We start from the raw sequence: 13,300 nt of genomic DNA, 5'->3' as shown, positions 1-13,300 counted from the left end.
GGGCCGGCGCCAATCGCCGGCCCATGCGAACGTCGACGGGCTTACTTGCCCACGCCGATCTGCTTCAGCAGCGTGGCGTTGTCCCAGAACAGGTATTCCTCGTCCATCGTGCCCTGCTTGTTCCAGTGCCCCAGCGTCGCCATCGGCAGGTGATAGGCCTTGCCGGTCGGCTGGATCACGGTGCCGTCGGCCAGCACCATCGGCTTGGTGAAGGTGCCATCGAGGAAACCCATTACCGCCGTCCATTGCGCATCGGCGGTGCCGAAGCGCACCGGGTGCTCGGTGATGCGGTTGTCCGGCGCCCAGGTCCACATGAATTGCAGTTCCTTGATGTGGTCCGGGATGCCCTTGGTGGTGTGGCCGTCGGGGTAGTGCACGACGATGTCCTGGCCGTGGCTCTTATGCAGGTTTTCCCACTGCTGGCCGGTGTAGACGCGGAAATCCAGATCGTCGAAGTTGGCCAGGTTCTTGACCAGTTCGGCCGGCATGCCGGCCACCTTCGGCGCCGCCTGGCCGTTCTTGCTGGCCGGCCAGTGGTCCTGCTCCGCGGCCTGTGCCGCCGCCAGGCCACCGAGGGCGAGGCTCGCGCCGAGCGCCAGGGCGAATGCGGTCTTTCGGGTCGTCATGATGCGTGCCTCCTGCTGGGTGTGAGTCGACGTCGGCGGCTCCTGACGGAGCCACCGGGAAGATTCCGTCGATAAGCGAGGCACCAGTCTGGGCGCGCCGGAGCACGCTGTAAATTGGTTACTTTTCAGTAACCCAGGCGGGCGTGTCAGTGCGTGCCGGCCACCGCCTTGAGCAGATACTCGCGCAGGATTTCCTGCGACTGCGGATGCATGTAGCGCTGGTTGTAGGCCGTGCTGGTGATCACCGCGACCAGCCGCCGCGACGGCACCACGAACACGTAGTTGCCGCCATTGCCGCTCATCGCCCACACCGGTTCGTCGATGCCGGTGACCGGCTTGCGGAAGCACCACCAGAAGTAGCCGTAGTCGGCATCGTCGCGCGCTTGCGCATGCACGGTCAGCATGGCCTGGATCCACGCTGCGGAAATGACCTGCTTGCCATGCCAGCGCCCCTCGTCCAGCGCCAGCTGGCCGAGCTTGGCCAGGTCGCGGCTGCGGTAGCGCGTGCCGCCGCCGCCCATGCCGATGCCCAGCGGCGAGGCGTTCCATTGCACGTGCTCGATGCCCAGCGGCTTCTCCAGCGCTTCGGCGGCGAAGCGCGACAGCGGCATGCGCGTGGCACGCTCCACCACTGCGCCGGAGACGAAGGCGCCAGCTGTGCAGTAGGCGAACGCGCGGCCGTGCGGGCTGTCCGCCGGCTTGGCCATCCACGGCGCGAAGCCCTTGATCGGCAAATCCAGCGCGAACTGCAGCCAGTCTTCGCTGACGTACATGCGCTCCTCGTTGCCGGAGGAGAACTCGTTCTCGTCGTTGCATTCCCACAGCGAACTCATGGTCAGCAGGTCTTCCAGCGTGATCGCCTGCTTGCGCGGGTCGGCGTGCTGCACCGGCTGCTTGTCTGGAAAGAAGCCGTAGACCTTGGCCTGCACGCCGGGGATCAGGCCGCGGTCGATGGCCGCGCCGGCCAGCAGCGCAGTGACGCTCTTGCTGGCCGAGCGCACGTCGTTGAGGCGGTCGGCGTCGCTGCCGTTGAAGTAATGCTCGTAGACCAGCTTGCCGTCGCGGGCGACCAGGACGCTGGTGATGTTCTTGAAGCTGCCGTCGGCGATCTTGCCCTCGAGCGCGGCGAACGGGGCGGTGTCGACGTGTTCGGCGCGGGCATCGGCGACGGGCCAGCCGTCATCGTGCGAGGCGGGAGCGCGGTACTCGGCCGCGGAGAGGGAAAGCGAACAGGCCGCGAGCAGGGCGGCGAGCAGGTAAGGCCTGGGATGGTGCATGGTCGGACTCCATGGTTGAGGTGCCCATGGAGTCCAGCGCGGCGGCGAATGAAGCGCCGGAAGACCGAATGAAGATTTATGAAGCCCCGCGGCTTCAATGGCTTAGGCGGCGCTCAGGCGCTCAGGCGCTCCGGCGCTTCCACTTTCCCCACCACCGGCGCCTTCTTGTAGCCTGGTTCGTTGGTGCGGTCGAACAGCTCGCGCACCCATTCGATGAAGGCCTGCACGCGCGCCGACAGGTGCTTCTTCTGCGGGTACACGATCCACACCGGCTTGCCGGTGGAGATGGTGTCGGTCATGACCAGCTCGAGCATGCCTTTGTCGAGCATGCAGGCCACCAGCATGTGCGGGGCCTGGGTGATGCCCAGGCCCGCGGAGGCTGCCTGAATCACTGACTCGCCGTCATTGATCAGCAGGTGCGCTTCGACGTCCACGCCCACCTGGCCGCTGGGTGTGTCGAACTGCCACTGGCGCGGGCGGCGGTTGGGATAGACGTAGTTGATGATGCGGTGCTGCTTGAGGTCTTCGATGCTGCGCGGGGCGCCGTGTTTGGCCAGGTACTCGGGCGAGGCACAGACCACGTTGCGCAGGTAGCCGATCTTGCGGGCGATCAGGCTGGAATCCTCCAGCTCGCCCACGCGGATGGCGCAGTCGATGCCTTCTTCGTTGAGATCGGCCGGGCTGTCGCTCATGGACAGTTCCAGGCGGATATCCGGGTAGCGGCGCTCGAATTCGTCCAGCCGGGGGATGACCGCGGCGCGGCCGACGGCCAGCGAGATACCCACCCGCAGGCGGCCCGTGGGCTTGCGGGTAGCGTAGTTCAGGGCCTCGGTGGCCTCGGTGAGATCGGCAAGGATTTCCTTGCAACGTGCGTGGAATGCGGCGCCATCGTCGGTCAAACGCAGCGAACGGGTCGAGCGGAACAGGAGCCGGGCGCCGAGGCGTTCCTCCAGGCGAGACACCGCCCGGCTGACGCCGGAGGGGGTCATGCCCAATTGGACGGCGGCGGCGGCGAAGCTTTTGGCCTCGACCACGCGAACGAAGGCGGATATTGCGGCAAAGTCTTCCATAGCGTCGATTCTGCGCCCATTCGTGACTGGCAGTCACTACTGCATTGCACAAGCAAGGGATTTTCTAAACTGAAAGGTACACCTATTCTCTCGCGCCTCGAACGGTTTGAACCGATCGGTTCACTAATTCTCGGAGCGCATCATGAAGAAACGATGGATCTTCGCCACCCTCGCCGTGGTTGCCGTGGCCGGCAGCTGGGCGGTGCTCGGCAGCCGCGGCGAAACCCACGCCCAGGCCGCCGCCGGCGGGCCGCCGGAAGTGACCGTCGCCCAGGTGCTGGTGCGCGCGGTCAACGATTCCAATGAGTTCACTGGCCGCCTGCAGGCGGTGGACACCATTCAATTGCGGCCGCGCGTGAGCGGCTATGTGGACTCGGTGCATTTCACCGAGGGCGCCCTGGTCAAGAAGGGCCAGCTGCTGTTCCGCATCGACCCGCGCCCCTACCAGGCCGAAGTCGACCGGCTGCAGGCCAATCTCAGCCAGGCCCGCTCGGAGCTGACCCTGGCCGACGCCAATGCCGCCCGCGGCCAGCGCCTGCTGGAGCAGCACGCCATTTCGCGCGAGGAAGGCGACCGCCTCAGCACCGCCGCCCAGAGCGCCAAGGCGCAGCTGGCATCCACCGGCGCCGCGCTGGACGCCGCCAAGCTCAACCTCGGCTTCACCGAGGTGCGCGCGCCGGTCGACGGCCGCGTCAGCAATGCCCTGATCACGCCCGGCAACCTGGTCACCAGCAATGACGTGCTGACCAGCGTGGTCAGCGTGAACCCGGTCTACGCCTACTTCGACGTCGACGAGCACAGCTATCTGAAGCTCGAGCAGCTGCGCCGCGAGCGCGGCGTGGCGCCGAAGGTGGCCATGGCGCTGTCGAACGAAGAAGGCTTCCCGCACGCCGGACGCATCGACTTCGTCGACAACCAGCTGCGCGCCGGCTCCGGCACGATCCGCCTGCGCGCGGTGTTCGACAACGCCGACGGCAGCTACACCCCCGGCCTGTATGTGCGCGTGCAGCTGCGCAGCGACAGCCAGCGCCCGCGCGCCCTGATCGACGACCGCGCGGTGGCGTCGGACCTCGGCAACAAGTACGTGCTGGTGCTGAAGGACCGCAAGGTGGAATACCGCCGCGTCGTCACCGGCCCGCTGCTCGACGGCCTGCGCGTGGTCGACGAAGGCCTGAACAAGGACGACGTGGTGGTGGTCAACGGCCTGCAGCACGTGCGTCCCGGCGCCGAGGTGAACGCCACCAAGGTGGCCATGGAAACCCGCAGCCTCGACCCCGACAAGCAGCTCGCCCTCGGCGGCGGCAGCACCAACAAGGTTGCCGCGCAGCACTAATCGATGGACATGGCCCTGCGCCGAACGCGGCGCAGGGATGGAACGAACGGCATCGCCAGGCGCGTCGGACACGCGCCTTCGGGGCCGGCTTGTCCTAAAGAACTCTCAGGACCGATCCGATGAAAATCGCCCAATTCTTCGTGGACAGGCCGATCCTGGCCGGCGTCCTCTCCGTACTGATCGTCATCGCGGGCGGCATTTCGCTGTTCAAGCTGCCGATCTCCGAATATCCCGAAGTGGTGCCGCCCACCGTGGTGGTGCGCGCCAGCTACCCCGGCGCCAACCCCAAGGTGATCGCCGAAACCGTCGCCACGCCGCTGGAAGAACAGATCAACGGCGTGGAGAACATGCTCTACACCTCGTCGCAGTCCACCAGCGACGGCGCCATGACGCTGACGGTGACCTTCGCGTTGGGCAGCGACCTGGACAACGCCCAGGTGCAGGTGCAGAACCGCGTGGCGCAGGCGCTGACCAAGCTGCCGCAGGAAGTGCAGCGCCTGGGCGTGACCACGCAGAAGAGCTCGCCCGACCTGACCATGGTCGTGCACCTCACCTCGCCCGATAACCGCTACGACATGCTGTACCTGTCGAACTACGCGCGCCTGCACATCAAGGACCAGCTGGCGCGCCTGAACGGCGTGGGCGACGTGCAGCTGTTCGGCGCGGGCGAATACAGCATGCGTGTGTGGCTGGATCCGGAAAAACTGGCCTCGCGCCAGCTCACCACCGGCGACGTGATCCATTCCATCCAGGAACAGAACGTGGCGGTGGCCGCCGGTGCGCTGAATGCGCCGCCCGGTCCCGGCAATGCCGCGTTCCAGCTCAACATCAACACGCAGGGCCGCCTGGTCACCGAGGAAGACTTCCTCAACATCATCGTGCGCACCACCGCCGACGGCGGCGTGACGCACCTGCGCGACGTGGCCCGCGTGGAACTGGGTTCCAACAACTACGCGCTGCGCAGCCTGCTGGACAACCAGCCGGCAGTGGCGATTCCGATCTTCGCCCGCCCGGGCTCCAACGCCATCCAGATCTCCGACGAAGTGCGCGCCACAATGGCGGGCCTGAAGAAGGAGTTCCCGCAGGGCGTGGACTACCACATCGTGTACGACCCGACCGTGTTCGTGCGCGGCTCGATCGAAGCGGTGGTGCATACGCTGTTCGAAGCCATCGCCCTGGTGGTGCTGGTGGTGATCCTGTTCCTGCAGACCTGGCGCGCCTCGATCATCCCGCTGGTGGCGGTGCCGGTATCGTTGATCGGCACGTTCGCGGTGATGTACCTGGCGGGCTTCTCGCTCAATGCGCTGTCGCTGTTCGGCCTGGTGCTGGCGATCGGCATCGTGGTGGACGACGCCATCGTGGTGGTGGAAAACGTCGAGCGCCATATCGAGCACGGCATGCGGCCTAAGGAAGCCACGCGCCAGGCGATGAAGGAAGTGACCGGCCCCATCGTCGCCACCGCCCTGGTGCTGTGCGCGGTGTTCGTGCCGACCGCCTTCATCAGCGGCCTGACCGGCCAGTTCTATCGCCAGTTCGCGCTGACCATCGCCATCTCCACGGTGATCTCGGCCTTCAACTCGCTGACCCTGAGCCCGGCGCTCGCCGCCATCCTGCTGCGCGACCATGACGCGCCGAAGGACAAGCTCACGGTGTGGATGGACAAGAGCCTGGGCTGGGTGTTCCGTCCGTTCAACCGCGTGTTCACCAGCGGCGCCAACCGCTACGTCGGCGGCGTGAAGCGCGTGCTGCGCGCCGGTACCGTCACCCTGATGGTGTACGGCGGCCTGGTGGCGCTGGGCTTCCTGGGCTTTGCCCACGTGCCGACCGGCTTCGTGCCGCAGCAGGACAAGCAGTACCTGGTGGCGTTCGCCCAGCTGCCCGATGCCGCCTCGCTGGACCGCACCGAAGACGTGATCCGCCGCATGAGCGACATCGCCCTGAAGCAGCCGGGCGTGCAGAGCGCGGTGGCCTTCCCGGGCCTGTCGATCAATGGTTTCACCAACAGCACCAACTCCGGCATCGTGTTCGCCACGCTGAAGCCCTTCGAGGACCGCCGCGACGCCTCGCTGTCGGCCGGTGCCATTTCGATGGCGCTGAACCAGAAGTTCGCCGGCATCCAGGACGCGTATATCGCGGTGTTCCCGCCGCCGCCGGTGATGGGCCTGGGCACGATCGGCGGTTTCCGCATCCAGATCGAGGACCGCGGCGACGTCGGCTTCGAGGAGTTGTACAAGCAGACCCAGAACCTGATCGCCGAAAGCCGCAAGACGCCGACCCTGGCCGGCCTGTTCTCCAGCTACCAGGTGAGCGTGCCGCAGATCGACGCGAACGTGGACCGCGAGAAGGCCAAGGCCGAAGGCGTGGATCTGGCCGACGTGTACCAGGCCATGCAGGCCTATATGGGCTCGCTCTACGTCAACGACTTCAACCGCTTCGGCCGCACCTACCAGGTGAACGTGTCCGCCGACCAGCACTTCCGCCGTGAACCGGAAGACCTGCTGCAGCTGCGCACCCGCAATGCGCGCGGCGATGCGATCCCGCTCGGTTCGTTCCTGACCGTGCACCAGGGCGTGGGCCCGGACCGCGTGCAGCACTACAACGGCTATCCCACCGCCGAGATCAACGGCGGCCCCGGCCCGGGCTTCAGCTCCGGCCAGGCGCAGGATGCGATGGAGAAGCTGGCGCGCGAGAACCTGCCCAACGGCATGTCGTTCGAATGGACCGAGCTGACGTATCAGCAGATCCTCGCCGGCAATACCGCGGTGCTGGTGTTCCCCTTGTGCGTGCTGCTGGTGTTCCTGGTGCTGGCTTCGCTGTACGAAAGCCTGACCCTGCCGTTGGCGGTGATCCTGATCGTGCCGATGGTGCTGCTGTCCGCGATCTCCGGCGTGTGGCTCTCGGGCGGCGACAACAACATCTTCACCCAGATCGGCCTGATCGTGCTGGTGGGCCTGGCCTGCAAGAACGCCATCCTGATCGTGGAGTTCGCCCGCGAAGCGCAGATCCTGGAAGGCATGGACCGCAAGCAGGCCGTGCTGGAAGCCGCCCGTCTGCGACTGCGCCCGATCCTGATGACCTCGATCGCTTTCATCATGGGTGTGGTGCCGCTGGTCACCTCGCACGGCGCCGGCGCGGAAATGCGCCATGCCATGGGCGTGGCGGTGTTCGCCGGCATGCTCGGCGTCACCTTCTTCGGCCTGATCTTCACCCCGCTGTTCTACGTGATCATCCGCGGCTGGAGCGAGCGCGCCGCGGAACGCCGCGCCGCCCGCCGCGCTGCCAAGGGCCTCAACACGCCCGCGCTGGAGGAACACTGATGTTTACCTTGATTGAAACCGTGCAGGGCTGGTTCGCGCGCCGCGCGCCGAAGCAGGCACGCCTGAGTGCGATGGCCGCCGCCCTGCTGCTGGCAGGCTGCGTGAGCGTCGGGCCGGACTACCATCGGCCCGACGAGAAGCCGCTCACCTTGCAGGAAGCCGATGCGAAGCAGGAAACCGCCGAAGGCTTCCAGGCCGCGTGGTGGAAGCAGTTCAACGACCCCGCGCTGGATGCACTGATCCAGCGCGCGGCGAAGAACGCGCCGGATCTGAAGATCGCCATCGCGCACCTGAAGGAATCGCGCGCCCTGCTCGGCGTCACCCGCGCCGACCAGTGGCCGACCGTCGACACCAACATCGGCTACCAGCGCAGCCGCCAGCAGCAGCCGGGCTTCACCACCGACCGCGTGACCACCGAAAGCTACCGCGCCGGCTTCGACGCCAGCTGGGAGCTGGACCTGTTCGGCGGCGTGCGCCGCTCGGTGGAAGCCGCCGGCGCCGAGGCGCAGGCCAGCGCGGCCTCGCTGCAGGACGCGCAGGTCACGCTGTTCGCCGAAGTGGCGCGCTATTACTTCGACCTGCGCGGCACCCAGCAGCGCATCGACGTGGCCAAGCGCGACATCGACAACCAGCGCGAAACGATGCGGCTGATCCGCGCGCGCTTCGATATCGGCACGGGTTCGGAACAGGACGTGGCCAGCGCCAACGCGCGGCTGGCTTCCACCGAAGCGCAGCTGCCGGTGCTGGAAACGCAGGCCCATGCCGATGAAGCGCATCTGGCGGTGCTGTTGGGCGAGCGTCCGGGCGAACTGGACATCGACCTGTCGCCCGGCAGCTTCAAGCCGATCGACGTGGCGCTGCCGATCGGCAACGCTGGCGACGTGCTGGCGCGCCGCGCCGACGTGCGTATCGCCGAGCGCGAACTGGCCGCGGCCAATGCGCGCATCGGCGTGGCCAAGGCCGACTGGTTCCCGCACATCACGCTGGGCGGTTTCGTCGGCTTCCTGGCCGGTCGCAGCAACGACTTCGGCGGTCCGTCCACGCGCGCCTGGTCGATCGCGCCGAGCATCAGCTGGCCGGGCCTGAACGTGCAGCGCGTGCGCAACAACGTGAAGGCGAGCGAAGCGCGCGCCGACGCGGCGCTGGCCAATTACCAGCGCACCGTGCTGCAGGCGGTGGAAGACGTCAGCAACTCCCTGGTCGGTTTCAATCTGCAGCGCGAGCGCGTGCAGAAGCTGTTCGACCAGGTGGCGCAGAGCCGCCGCGCCGCCGACCTGGCGCGGGTGCGCTACAACGAAGGCGCCGCGGACTACCTGCAGCTGCTCGATGCGGAGCGCACCCAGCTCGCGGCCGAGGACGCGCTGGCCGAAGCGGAAGCGGCGATCAACCTGCGCGCGGTGGCGGTGTACAAGGCCATCGGCGGCGGCTGGGAAGCCTGCGGCGACGAAAGCTGCAGCCAGGTTGCGCAAGTGAAGTGAGGTGGTAGCGCCATGAGTCCTCCTGTCCCGTTTCCGCGCCGCGCGCCGCGCGAGCGCTTCGGCACCGAACCGCCACCGAGCCAGCGCGTGGCGCTGGTGAGCGGCGCCAACCGCGGACTCGGGCTGGAGGTTTCACGCCAGCTTGCCGCCGCCGGCATGACCGTGCTGCTCGGCGCGCGCCAGCTCGCCGCCGGCGAAAAGGCGGCGAAGGCGCTGCGGCGGGAAGGCGGCGACGTCACCGCCGTGCAGCTGGACGTGACGGCGCAAGCGGACGTGGATGCGCTGGCCGAGCGCATCGAACGCGACTACGGGCGGCTCGACGTGCTGGTGAACAATGCCGGCGCGTATTTCAATCTCGACGAGCGCGCGTCCTCGGTGGACCTGGCCAACGTGCGCGGCGCGCTCGACACCAACCTGCTCGGGGCATGGCGGCTCAGCGAAGCCGCCATTCCTTTTATGCGGCGCCATGCCTACGGGCGCATCGTCAATGTCTCCAGCGGCTGCGGCGCCATCGACAGCGAGGGCGAGGACTGCCCCGCGTATCGGGTGTCCAAGGCCGCGCTCAACAGCTACACACGCATGCTCGCCGCCGAGCTCAAAGGCAGCGGGATCCTGGTCAATGCGGTGTGCCCAGGCTGGGTCGCCACCGATATGGGCGGTCCGGGCGGACGGCCCGTTACGGATGGCGCAGCCGGCATCGTCTGGGCCGCGAGCCTGCCCTCGCAGGGCGCGATCACCGGCGGCTTCTTCCGCGACCGCGCACCGATCGCCTGGTGATCCGCTAGCGCTGCACCACCATCGCGAACCAGCGCCAGCCGCGGATCTTCTCCGCGATCAGCTTGACGCTGGTGAGCATCGGTACCGCCAGCAGCGCGCCGGGAATGCCCCACAGCCAGCCCCACACCAGCAGCCACAGCAGGATCGCCACCGGGCTCAGGCGCAGGCGGCGGCCCTGGATCAGCGGCGTGATCAGATTGCCTTCCACCGCAGTGATGCCGGCGAAGGTCAGCGCCGGCAGCAGGGCCTGGCCGGGCTGGTCGAAATGGATCAGGCCGACCAGGGCCAGCATGGTGGTGGTGGCGATGGCGCCGACGTAGGGAATGAAGTTGGCGATCATCGCCACCGCACCCCACAGCAGCGGATCGGGCACCGCATAAGCCCACAGCATGGTGGCGGTAAAGACGCCGAGGATGGCGTTGATCACCACCGTGGTGAGGATGTAGCGCGACACCTCTACCTGGATGCTGCGCACGATCGACACCGTGCGCCGCTTGTAGCGGAAGTTCGGCGCGATCTCGACCAGCCGGCGCAGCAAGGTGTCGCCGTAGATCAGGAAGAAGAACACCAGCAGCACCACGGTCAGCACCGCGGCCAGCGCCCTGGGCGTACCCGCCAGCACGCTCCAGGCATCGATCGCGACCGCGCTCGGGCGCGGCGCCGCACGCACCGGCTGCCCGCCGACCAGGCTCTGGGTGGCGCGGTTGGCCGCTTCCAGCGGCTGCATGATGGTGCGCAGCTTGGGCAGGAAGTTGCGCACCAGGCTGGGCGCGTCGTGGAACCATTCCAGCGCCGGCGGCGTCAGGCGCGCGATGCCGCTGCCGATGCCCGCGATCAGCGCGATCACCAGGAAGCTGGCGCTGAGCCAGCGCGGCACGCGCCGGCGCGCGGCGAAGGCGACGATGGGATTGAGCGCCAGCCCGATGAAGCCGGCCAGCACCAGGGGAATGAGCAGGTCGCGCGCCAGCGTGACGGTGTACAGCAGCGCCAGCAGCAGCAACAGATTGAGCACGACGCGGATGCCCAGCAGATGGCGCTGGGTGAAGCGCGCCGCCGGCATATGGCGATGGCGCGGTGGCGGTTCGTCGGCCGGCGGCAGCGGTGCAGGCGCGGTTTCGCCGCTGCCTGCCGGCGGCGGCACCAGGGGACCGATGGCGCTCATGACGGGTCGAAGCCGCCTTCGCTGAATTCCGCCACCAGGCGCACGGCCTGCGTGACCAGTTCGGCGACGGTGCCGTTGAGCAGCGCGCCCAGGCCGGGAATGCGCAGCGGATGCACGTTCAACTGGCCGAGCACGAAGCCCAGGCCGGCGGCCACGCTTACCGTGCCGAGCGGATGCTGGCGCCCGCGTGCAAGCAGGGCACCGGCCGGTTCCGCCAGCGCCTCGCGCGCATCGGCCACGCGCTCACGCGCTTCGCGCACGGCGCGCAGATGCTTGAACAGACTCATAGGCCCTCCTCCCCATTCGCGCCCGGCCGCATGGCGGCCGGATCCGGCGCTACGCCTTCGGAGCGGCGCATCGCCTGCCGTATGGTCTCACGCCATGCGCTGCGGGAGTCGGGCAGCGTGAGCCAATGCATGCAGCGGCGGAACAGCATGATCATGCCGCCGAGGAACAGCAGCTGCAGCACGCCGAGTATCGCCAGCGCCCATGGCCACGAGTGCAGCCATGCGGCCAACAGCACGCCGACCAGCGCCATCAGGGTGAGACCGAGGCCCACGCCGGCCACGGTGGCGGCGAGTCCGGCCAGCAGCATCCAGGAGACGGCGCTGCGCGCCAGCCCGAGTTCCGCCACCAGCAGGGAGAGTTGCGCACCGAACAGGTGCCTGGCCGCGCGCCCGGCGCGGCCGATGTCGTCGAGGATGCCCGGCGCGGCGGCGTCCGCATCGGCGGACGCCTGCCCCTGCGATGGTTCGTCGGGACGGGCGGGACCGGCGTCCTCGCGCCCGCCGCCCTCGCGGCCGGGATCATGCATCCGCTTGAACTCTTGGCCGGATCAGCGACGCAGGATGCGGCCGAGCAGCCAGCCCGCGCCAAGCGCGATGGCTACCGACTGCACCGGTTTCTCGCGCACGTAGTCGCGCGCGCGTTCCAGCCATACGTCAGCGCGGTCCATCGCCTCGTCATAGGCTTCGCGGCTGCGCTCGCTGTATTCGCCCGCTTTCTCTGTGGCGCGGGTGGCGGCATCGGCAGCCTTGTCGGTGGCGCGATGCAGGCCGTCTTCGACGCGGTCGGCGACGTGGTCGACTTTGTCCTTGGCCGTGGCTACCGCGTCGGAGGTGGCACGCTTGAAGCGTTCGGCACTTTCCTCGATGCGGCTGCCGCCCGTGCCGAGGGCCTGCTCGGGAGCCGTTTCCTTCGCCTGGACTTCTTTGTTCATGGCGTTCTCCTTGGGGACGGGATCGTGGACTGCGGGCTATCGACTGTAGCGAAAATCCCGCCCGGGTGGGCGCCAGGCGGCGCGCCTGTTCAGCTGGCCCGCCGGAAGAAGGCGATTACCGCAAGAATCAGGAAGACGATGAACAGGATCTTGGCGATGCCTGCGGCCGTGCCTGCGATTCCCGTAAAGCCCAGCAACGCCGCAATGATGGCGATGACCAGGAAGATCAGAGCGTAGTGAAGCATGGCGCGATTCCTCTGATTTCAGCGAACGGGAACCCCTGGTCCGCATTCATCCATAGCACGCGCCTCGCGAGCGTGAAGGCTGCGCGCCGCAGCCTCCACACCGTCACCACATCGTTGCGTCACACGCGTTTTCGCTTGAACGGATTTAAGCGTGCACCGTCGCCTTCGCGTAGATCGCATAGGTACCGACGATCTCCGCCTGCGCCAGCACGTGGCCGTGCATCACCTTGCGCAGTTCGTCGAGGGTGAAGCCGTCGGCGAGGTTGAGCTTTTCCACGTCCAGCGCATGCACGCGGAAGTGATAGTGATGCACGCGCTCGTCGTTCCACGGCGGACACGGGCCGTCATAGCCGAGGTATTCGCCGCCCATGTCCTTGTCGCCGTGGAACCAGCCGGTGTAGTCGTTCTTGCCCTGCACGCTGCCGGGCGGGCCGGACGGCGCGCGCTTGCCGTGCGCGACGATGCCGTCGCTGCAGGCGCCTTCGGCCAGCTCGGTGTACTCCACCGGAATATCGGCCATCAGCCAGTGCACGAATTCCACGCGCGGCAGATCGGCCGGCACCGTGCGGCCATCCTGGTTCACGTCGTCGCCGCGGCTGGGCACGTCGATGTCGATGCAGGTGAGCACGTAGGAACGCGTGGCCGGCGGCGCATCCTTCCACGCCAGCTGCGGACTCAGGTTTTCCGACAGGGCGACCGGATTACCCGGCTTGCCGAAGGCGCAGCGCGCGGGAATCGGCTGGCCGTCCTGGAAGCTGTCACTGCGAAGTTGCACGGCGGTCTCCTCGGTGGTCGC

13 protein-coding genes are annotated in these 13,300 nt (G+C 67.7%); 4 read left to right on the top strand and 9 right to left on the bottom strand.

Annotation, left to right across the window (positions count from 1 at the left end):
• Positions 1-41: 41 nt before the first annotated feature.
• From KK141_RS19060 to KK141_RS19050, 3 genes are all read right to left on the bottom strand, one after another.
• The gene (locus KK141_RS19060; RefSeq protein WP_214572689.1) at positions 42-626 is read right to left on the bottom strand and encodes an ester cyclase; all 585 of its coding nucleotides are present in this window, start codon (positions 624-626) and stop codon (positions 42-44) included.
• A gap of 146 nt (positions 627-772) precedes the next feature.
• Complete coding sequence (locus KK141_RS19055; protein WP_214572688.1) at positions 773-1,903, bottom strand: serine hydrolase; 1,131 nt, start codon at positions 1,901-1,903, stop codon at positions 773-775.
• 113 nt (positions 1,904-2,016) lie between these two features.
• Positions 2,017-2,973, bottom strand: a complete 957-nt coding sequence (locus KK141_RS19050) for a LysR family transcriptional regulator (protein ID WP_214572687.1) — start codon at positions 2,971-2,973, stop codon at positions 2,017-2,019.
• Between the two features lie 142 nt (positions 2,974-3,115).
• Between KK141_RS19050 and KK141_RS19045 the strand changes: the two genes are divergently transcribed.
• From KK141_RS19045 to KK141_RS19030, 4 genes are all read left to right on the top strand, one after another.
• Positions 3,116-4,306: an efflux RND transporter periplasmic adaptor subunit gene (locus KK141_RS19045; RefSeq protein WP_214572686.1), complete on the top strand. Its 1,191-nt coding sequence runs from the start codon at positions 3,116-3,118 to the stop codon at positions 4,304-4,306.
• A gap of 119 nt (positions 4,307-4,425) precedes the next feature.
• On the top strand, positions 4,426-7,623 hold the full coding sequence (locus KK141_RS19040) for a multidrug efflux RND transporter permease subunit (protein WP_214572685.1): 3,198 nt from the start codon (positions 4,426-4,428) through the stop codon (positions 7,621-7,623).
• Positions 7,623-9,101: a TolC family protein gene (locus tag KK141_RS19035; RefSeq protein WP_214572684.1), complete on the top strand. Its 1,479-nt coding sequence runs from the start codon at positions 7,623-7,625 to the stop codon at positions 9,099-9,101. The genes KK141_RS19040 and KK141_RS19035 overlap by 1 nt, the downstream gene beginning before the upstream one ends.
• A gap of 12 nt (positions 9,102-9,113) precedes the next feature.
• On the top strand, positions 9,114-9,878 hold the full coding sequence (locus tag KK141_RS19030; protein WP_214572683.1) for an SDR family oxidoreductase: 765 nt from the start codon (positions 9,114-9,116) through the stop codon (positions 9,876-9,878).
• 4 nt (positions 9,879-9,882) lie between these two features.
• On the opposite strand, the gene KK141_RS19025 is transcribed toward KK141_RS19030, so the two are convergent.
• From KK141_RS19025 to KK141_RS19000, 6 genes are all read right to left on the bottom strand, one after another.
• Positions 9,883-11,040, bottom strand: coding sequence for an AI-2E family transporter (locus KK141_RS19025; RefSeq protein WP_214572682.1), 1,158 nt, complete (start codon positions 11,038-11,040; stop codon positions 9,883-9,885).
• On the bottom strand, positions 11,037-11,327 hold the full coding sequence (locus KK141_RS19020; protein WP_214572681.1) for a hypothetical protein: 291 nt from the start codon (positions 11,325-11,327) through the stop codon (positions 11,037-11,039). Before KK141_RS19020 ends, KK141_RS19025 begins: the two co-directional genes overlap by 4 nt.
• The gene (locus KK141_RS19015; RefSeq protein ID WP_250901879.1) at positions 11,324-11,854 is read right to left on the bottom strand and encodes an ABC transporter ATP-binding protein; all 531 of its coding nucleotides are present in this window, start codon (positions 11,852-11,854) and stop codon (positions 11,324-11,326) included. The genes KK141_RS19020 and KK141_RS19015 overlap by 4 nt, the downstream gene beginning before the upstream one ends.
• A gap of 21 nt (positions 11,855-11,875) precedes the next feature.
• Positions 11,876-12,259, bottom strand: coding sequence for a DUF883 family protein (locus tag KK141_RS19010; RefSeq protein WP_214572680.1), 384 nt, complete (start codon positions 12,257-12,259; stop codon positions 11,876-11,878).
• 89 nt (positions 12,260-12,348) lie between these two features.
• Positions 12,349-12,504, bottom strand: coding sequence for a DUF1328 domain-containing protein (locus KK141_RS19005; RefSeq protein WP_214572679.1), 156 nt, complete (start codon positions 12,502-12,504; stop codon positions 12,349-12,351).
• 145 nt (positions 12,505-12,649) lie between these two features.
• Positions 12,650-13,279: a YbhB/YbcL family Raf kinase inhibitor-like protein gene (locus tag KK141_RS19000; RefSeq protein ID WP_214572678.1), complete on the bottom strand. Its 630-nt coding sequence runs from the start codon at positions 13,277-13,279 to the stop codon at positions 12,650-12,652.
• Positions 13,280-13,300: the final 21 nt, after the last annotated feature.

It is taken from the genome of Dyella sp. LX-66, from assembly GCF_018599165.1.
GTDB classification, from domain to species: domain Bacteria; phylum Pseudomonadota; class Gammaproteobacteria; order Xanthomonadales; family Rhodanobacteraceae; genus Dyella_D; species Dyella_D marensis.
Note: the sequence above shows the minus strand (reverse complement) of the source record. Positions and strands in the feature narration are given on the sequence as shown.

Coding starts and splice junctions, on each gene's coding strand:
- KK141_RS19060 (WP_214572689.1), bottom strand. CDS start 626: ATGACGACCCGAAAGACCGCATTCGCCCTGGCGCTCGGCGCGAGCCTC.
- KK141_RS19055 (WP_214572688.1), bottom strand. CDS start 1,903: ATGCACCATCCCAGGCCTTACCTGCTCGCCGCCCTGCTCGCGGCCTGT.
- KK141_RS19050 (WP_214572687.1), bottom strand. CDS start 2,973: ATGGAAGACTTTGCCGCAATATCCGCCTTCGTTCGCGTGGTCGAGGCC.
- KK141_RS19045 (WP_214572686.1), top strand. CDS start 3,116: ATGAAGAAACGATGGATCTTCGCCACCCTCGCCGTGGTTGCCGTGGCC.
- KK141_RS19040 (WP_214572685.1), top strand. CDS start 4,426: ATGAAAATCGCCCAATTCTTCGTGGACAGGCCGATCCTGGCCGGCGTC.
- KK141_RS19035 (WP_214572684.1), top strand. CDS start 7,623: ATGTTTACCTTGATTGAAACCGTGCAGGGCTGGTTCGCGCGCCGCGCG.
- KK141_RS19030 (WP_214572683.1), top strand. CDS start 9,114: ATGAGTCCTCCTGTCCCGTTTCCGCGCCGCGCGCCGCGCGAGCGCTTC.
- KK141_RS19025 (WP_214572682.1), bottom strand. CDS start 11,040: ATGAGCGCCATCGGTCCCCTGGTGCCGCCGCCGGCAGGCAGCGGCGAA.
- KK141_RS19020 (WP_214572681.1), bottom strand. CDS start 11,327: ATGAGTCTGTTCAAGCATCTGCGCGCCGTGCGCGAAGCGCGTGAGCGC.
- KK141_RS19015 (WP_250901879.1), bottom strand. CDS start 11,854: ATGCATGATCCCGGCCGCGAGGGCGGCGGGCGCGAGGACGCCGGTCCC.
- KK141_RS19010 (WP_214572680.1), bottom strand. CDS start 12,259: ATGAACAAAGAAGTCCAGGCGAAGGAAACGGCTCCCGAGCAGGCCCTC.
- KK141_RS19005 (WP_214572679.1), bottom strand. CDS start 12,504: ATGCTTCACTACGCTCTGATCTTCCTGGTCATCGCCATCATTGCGGCG.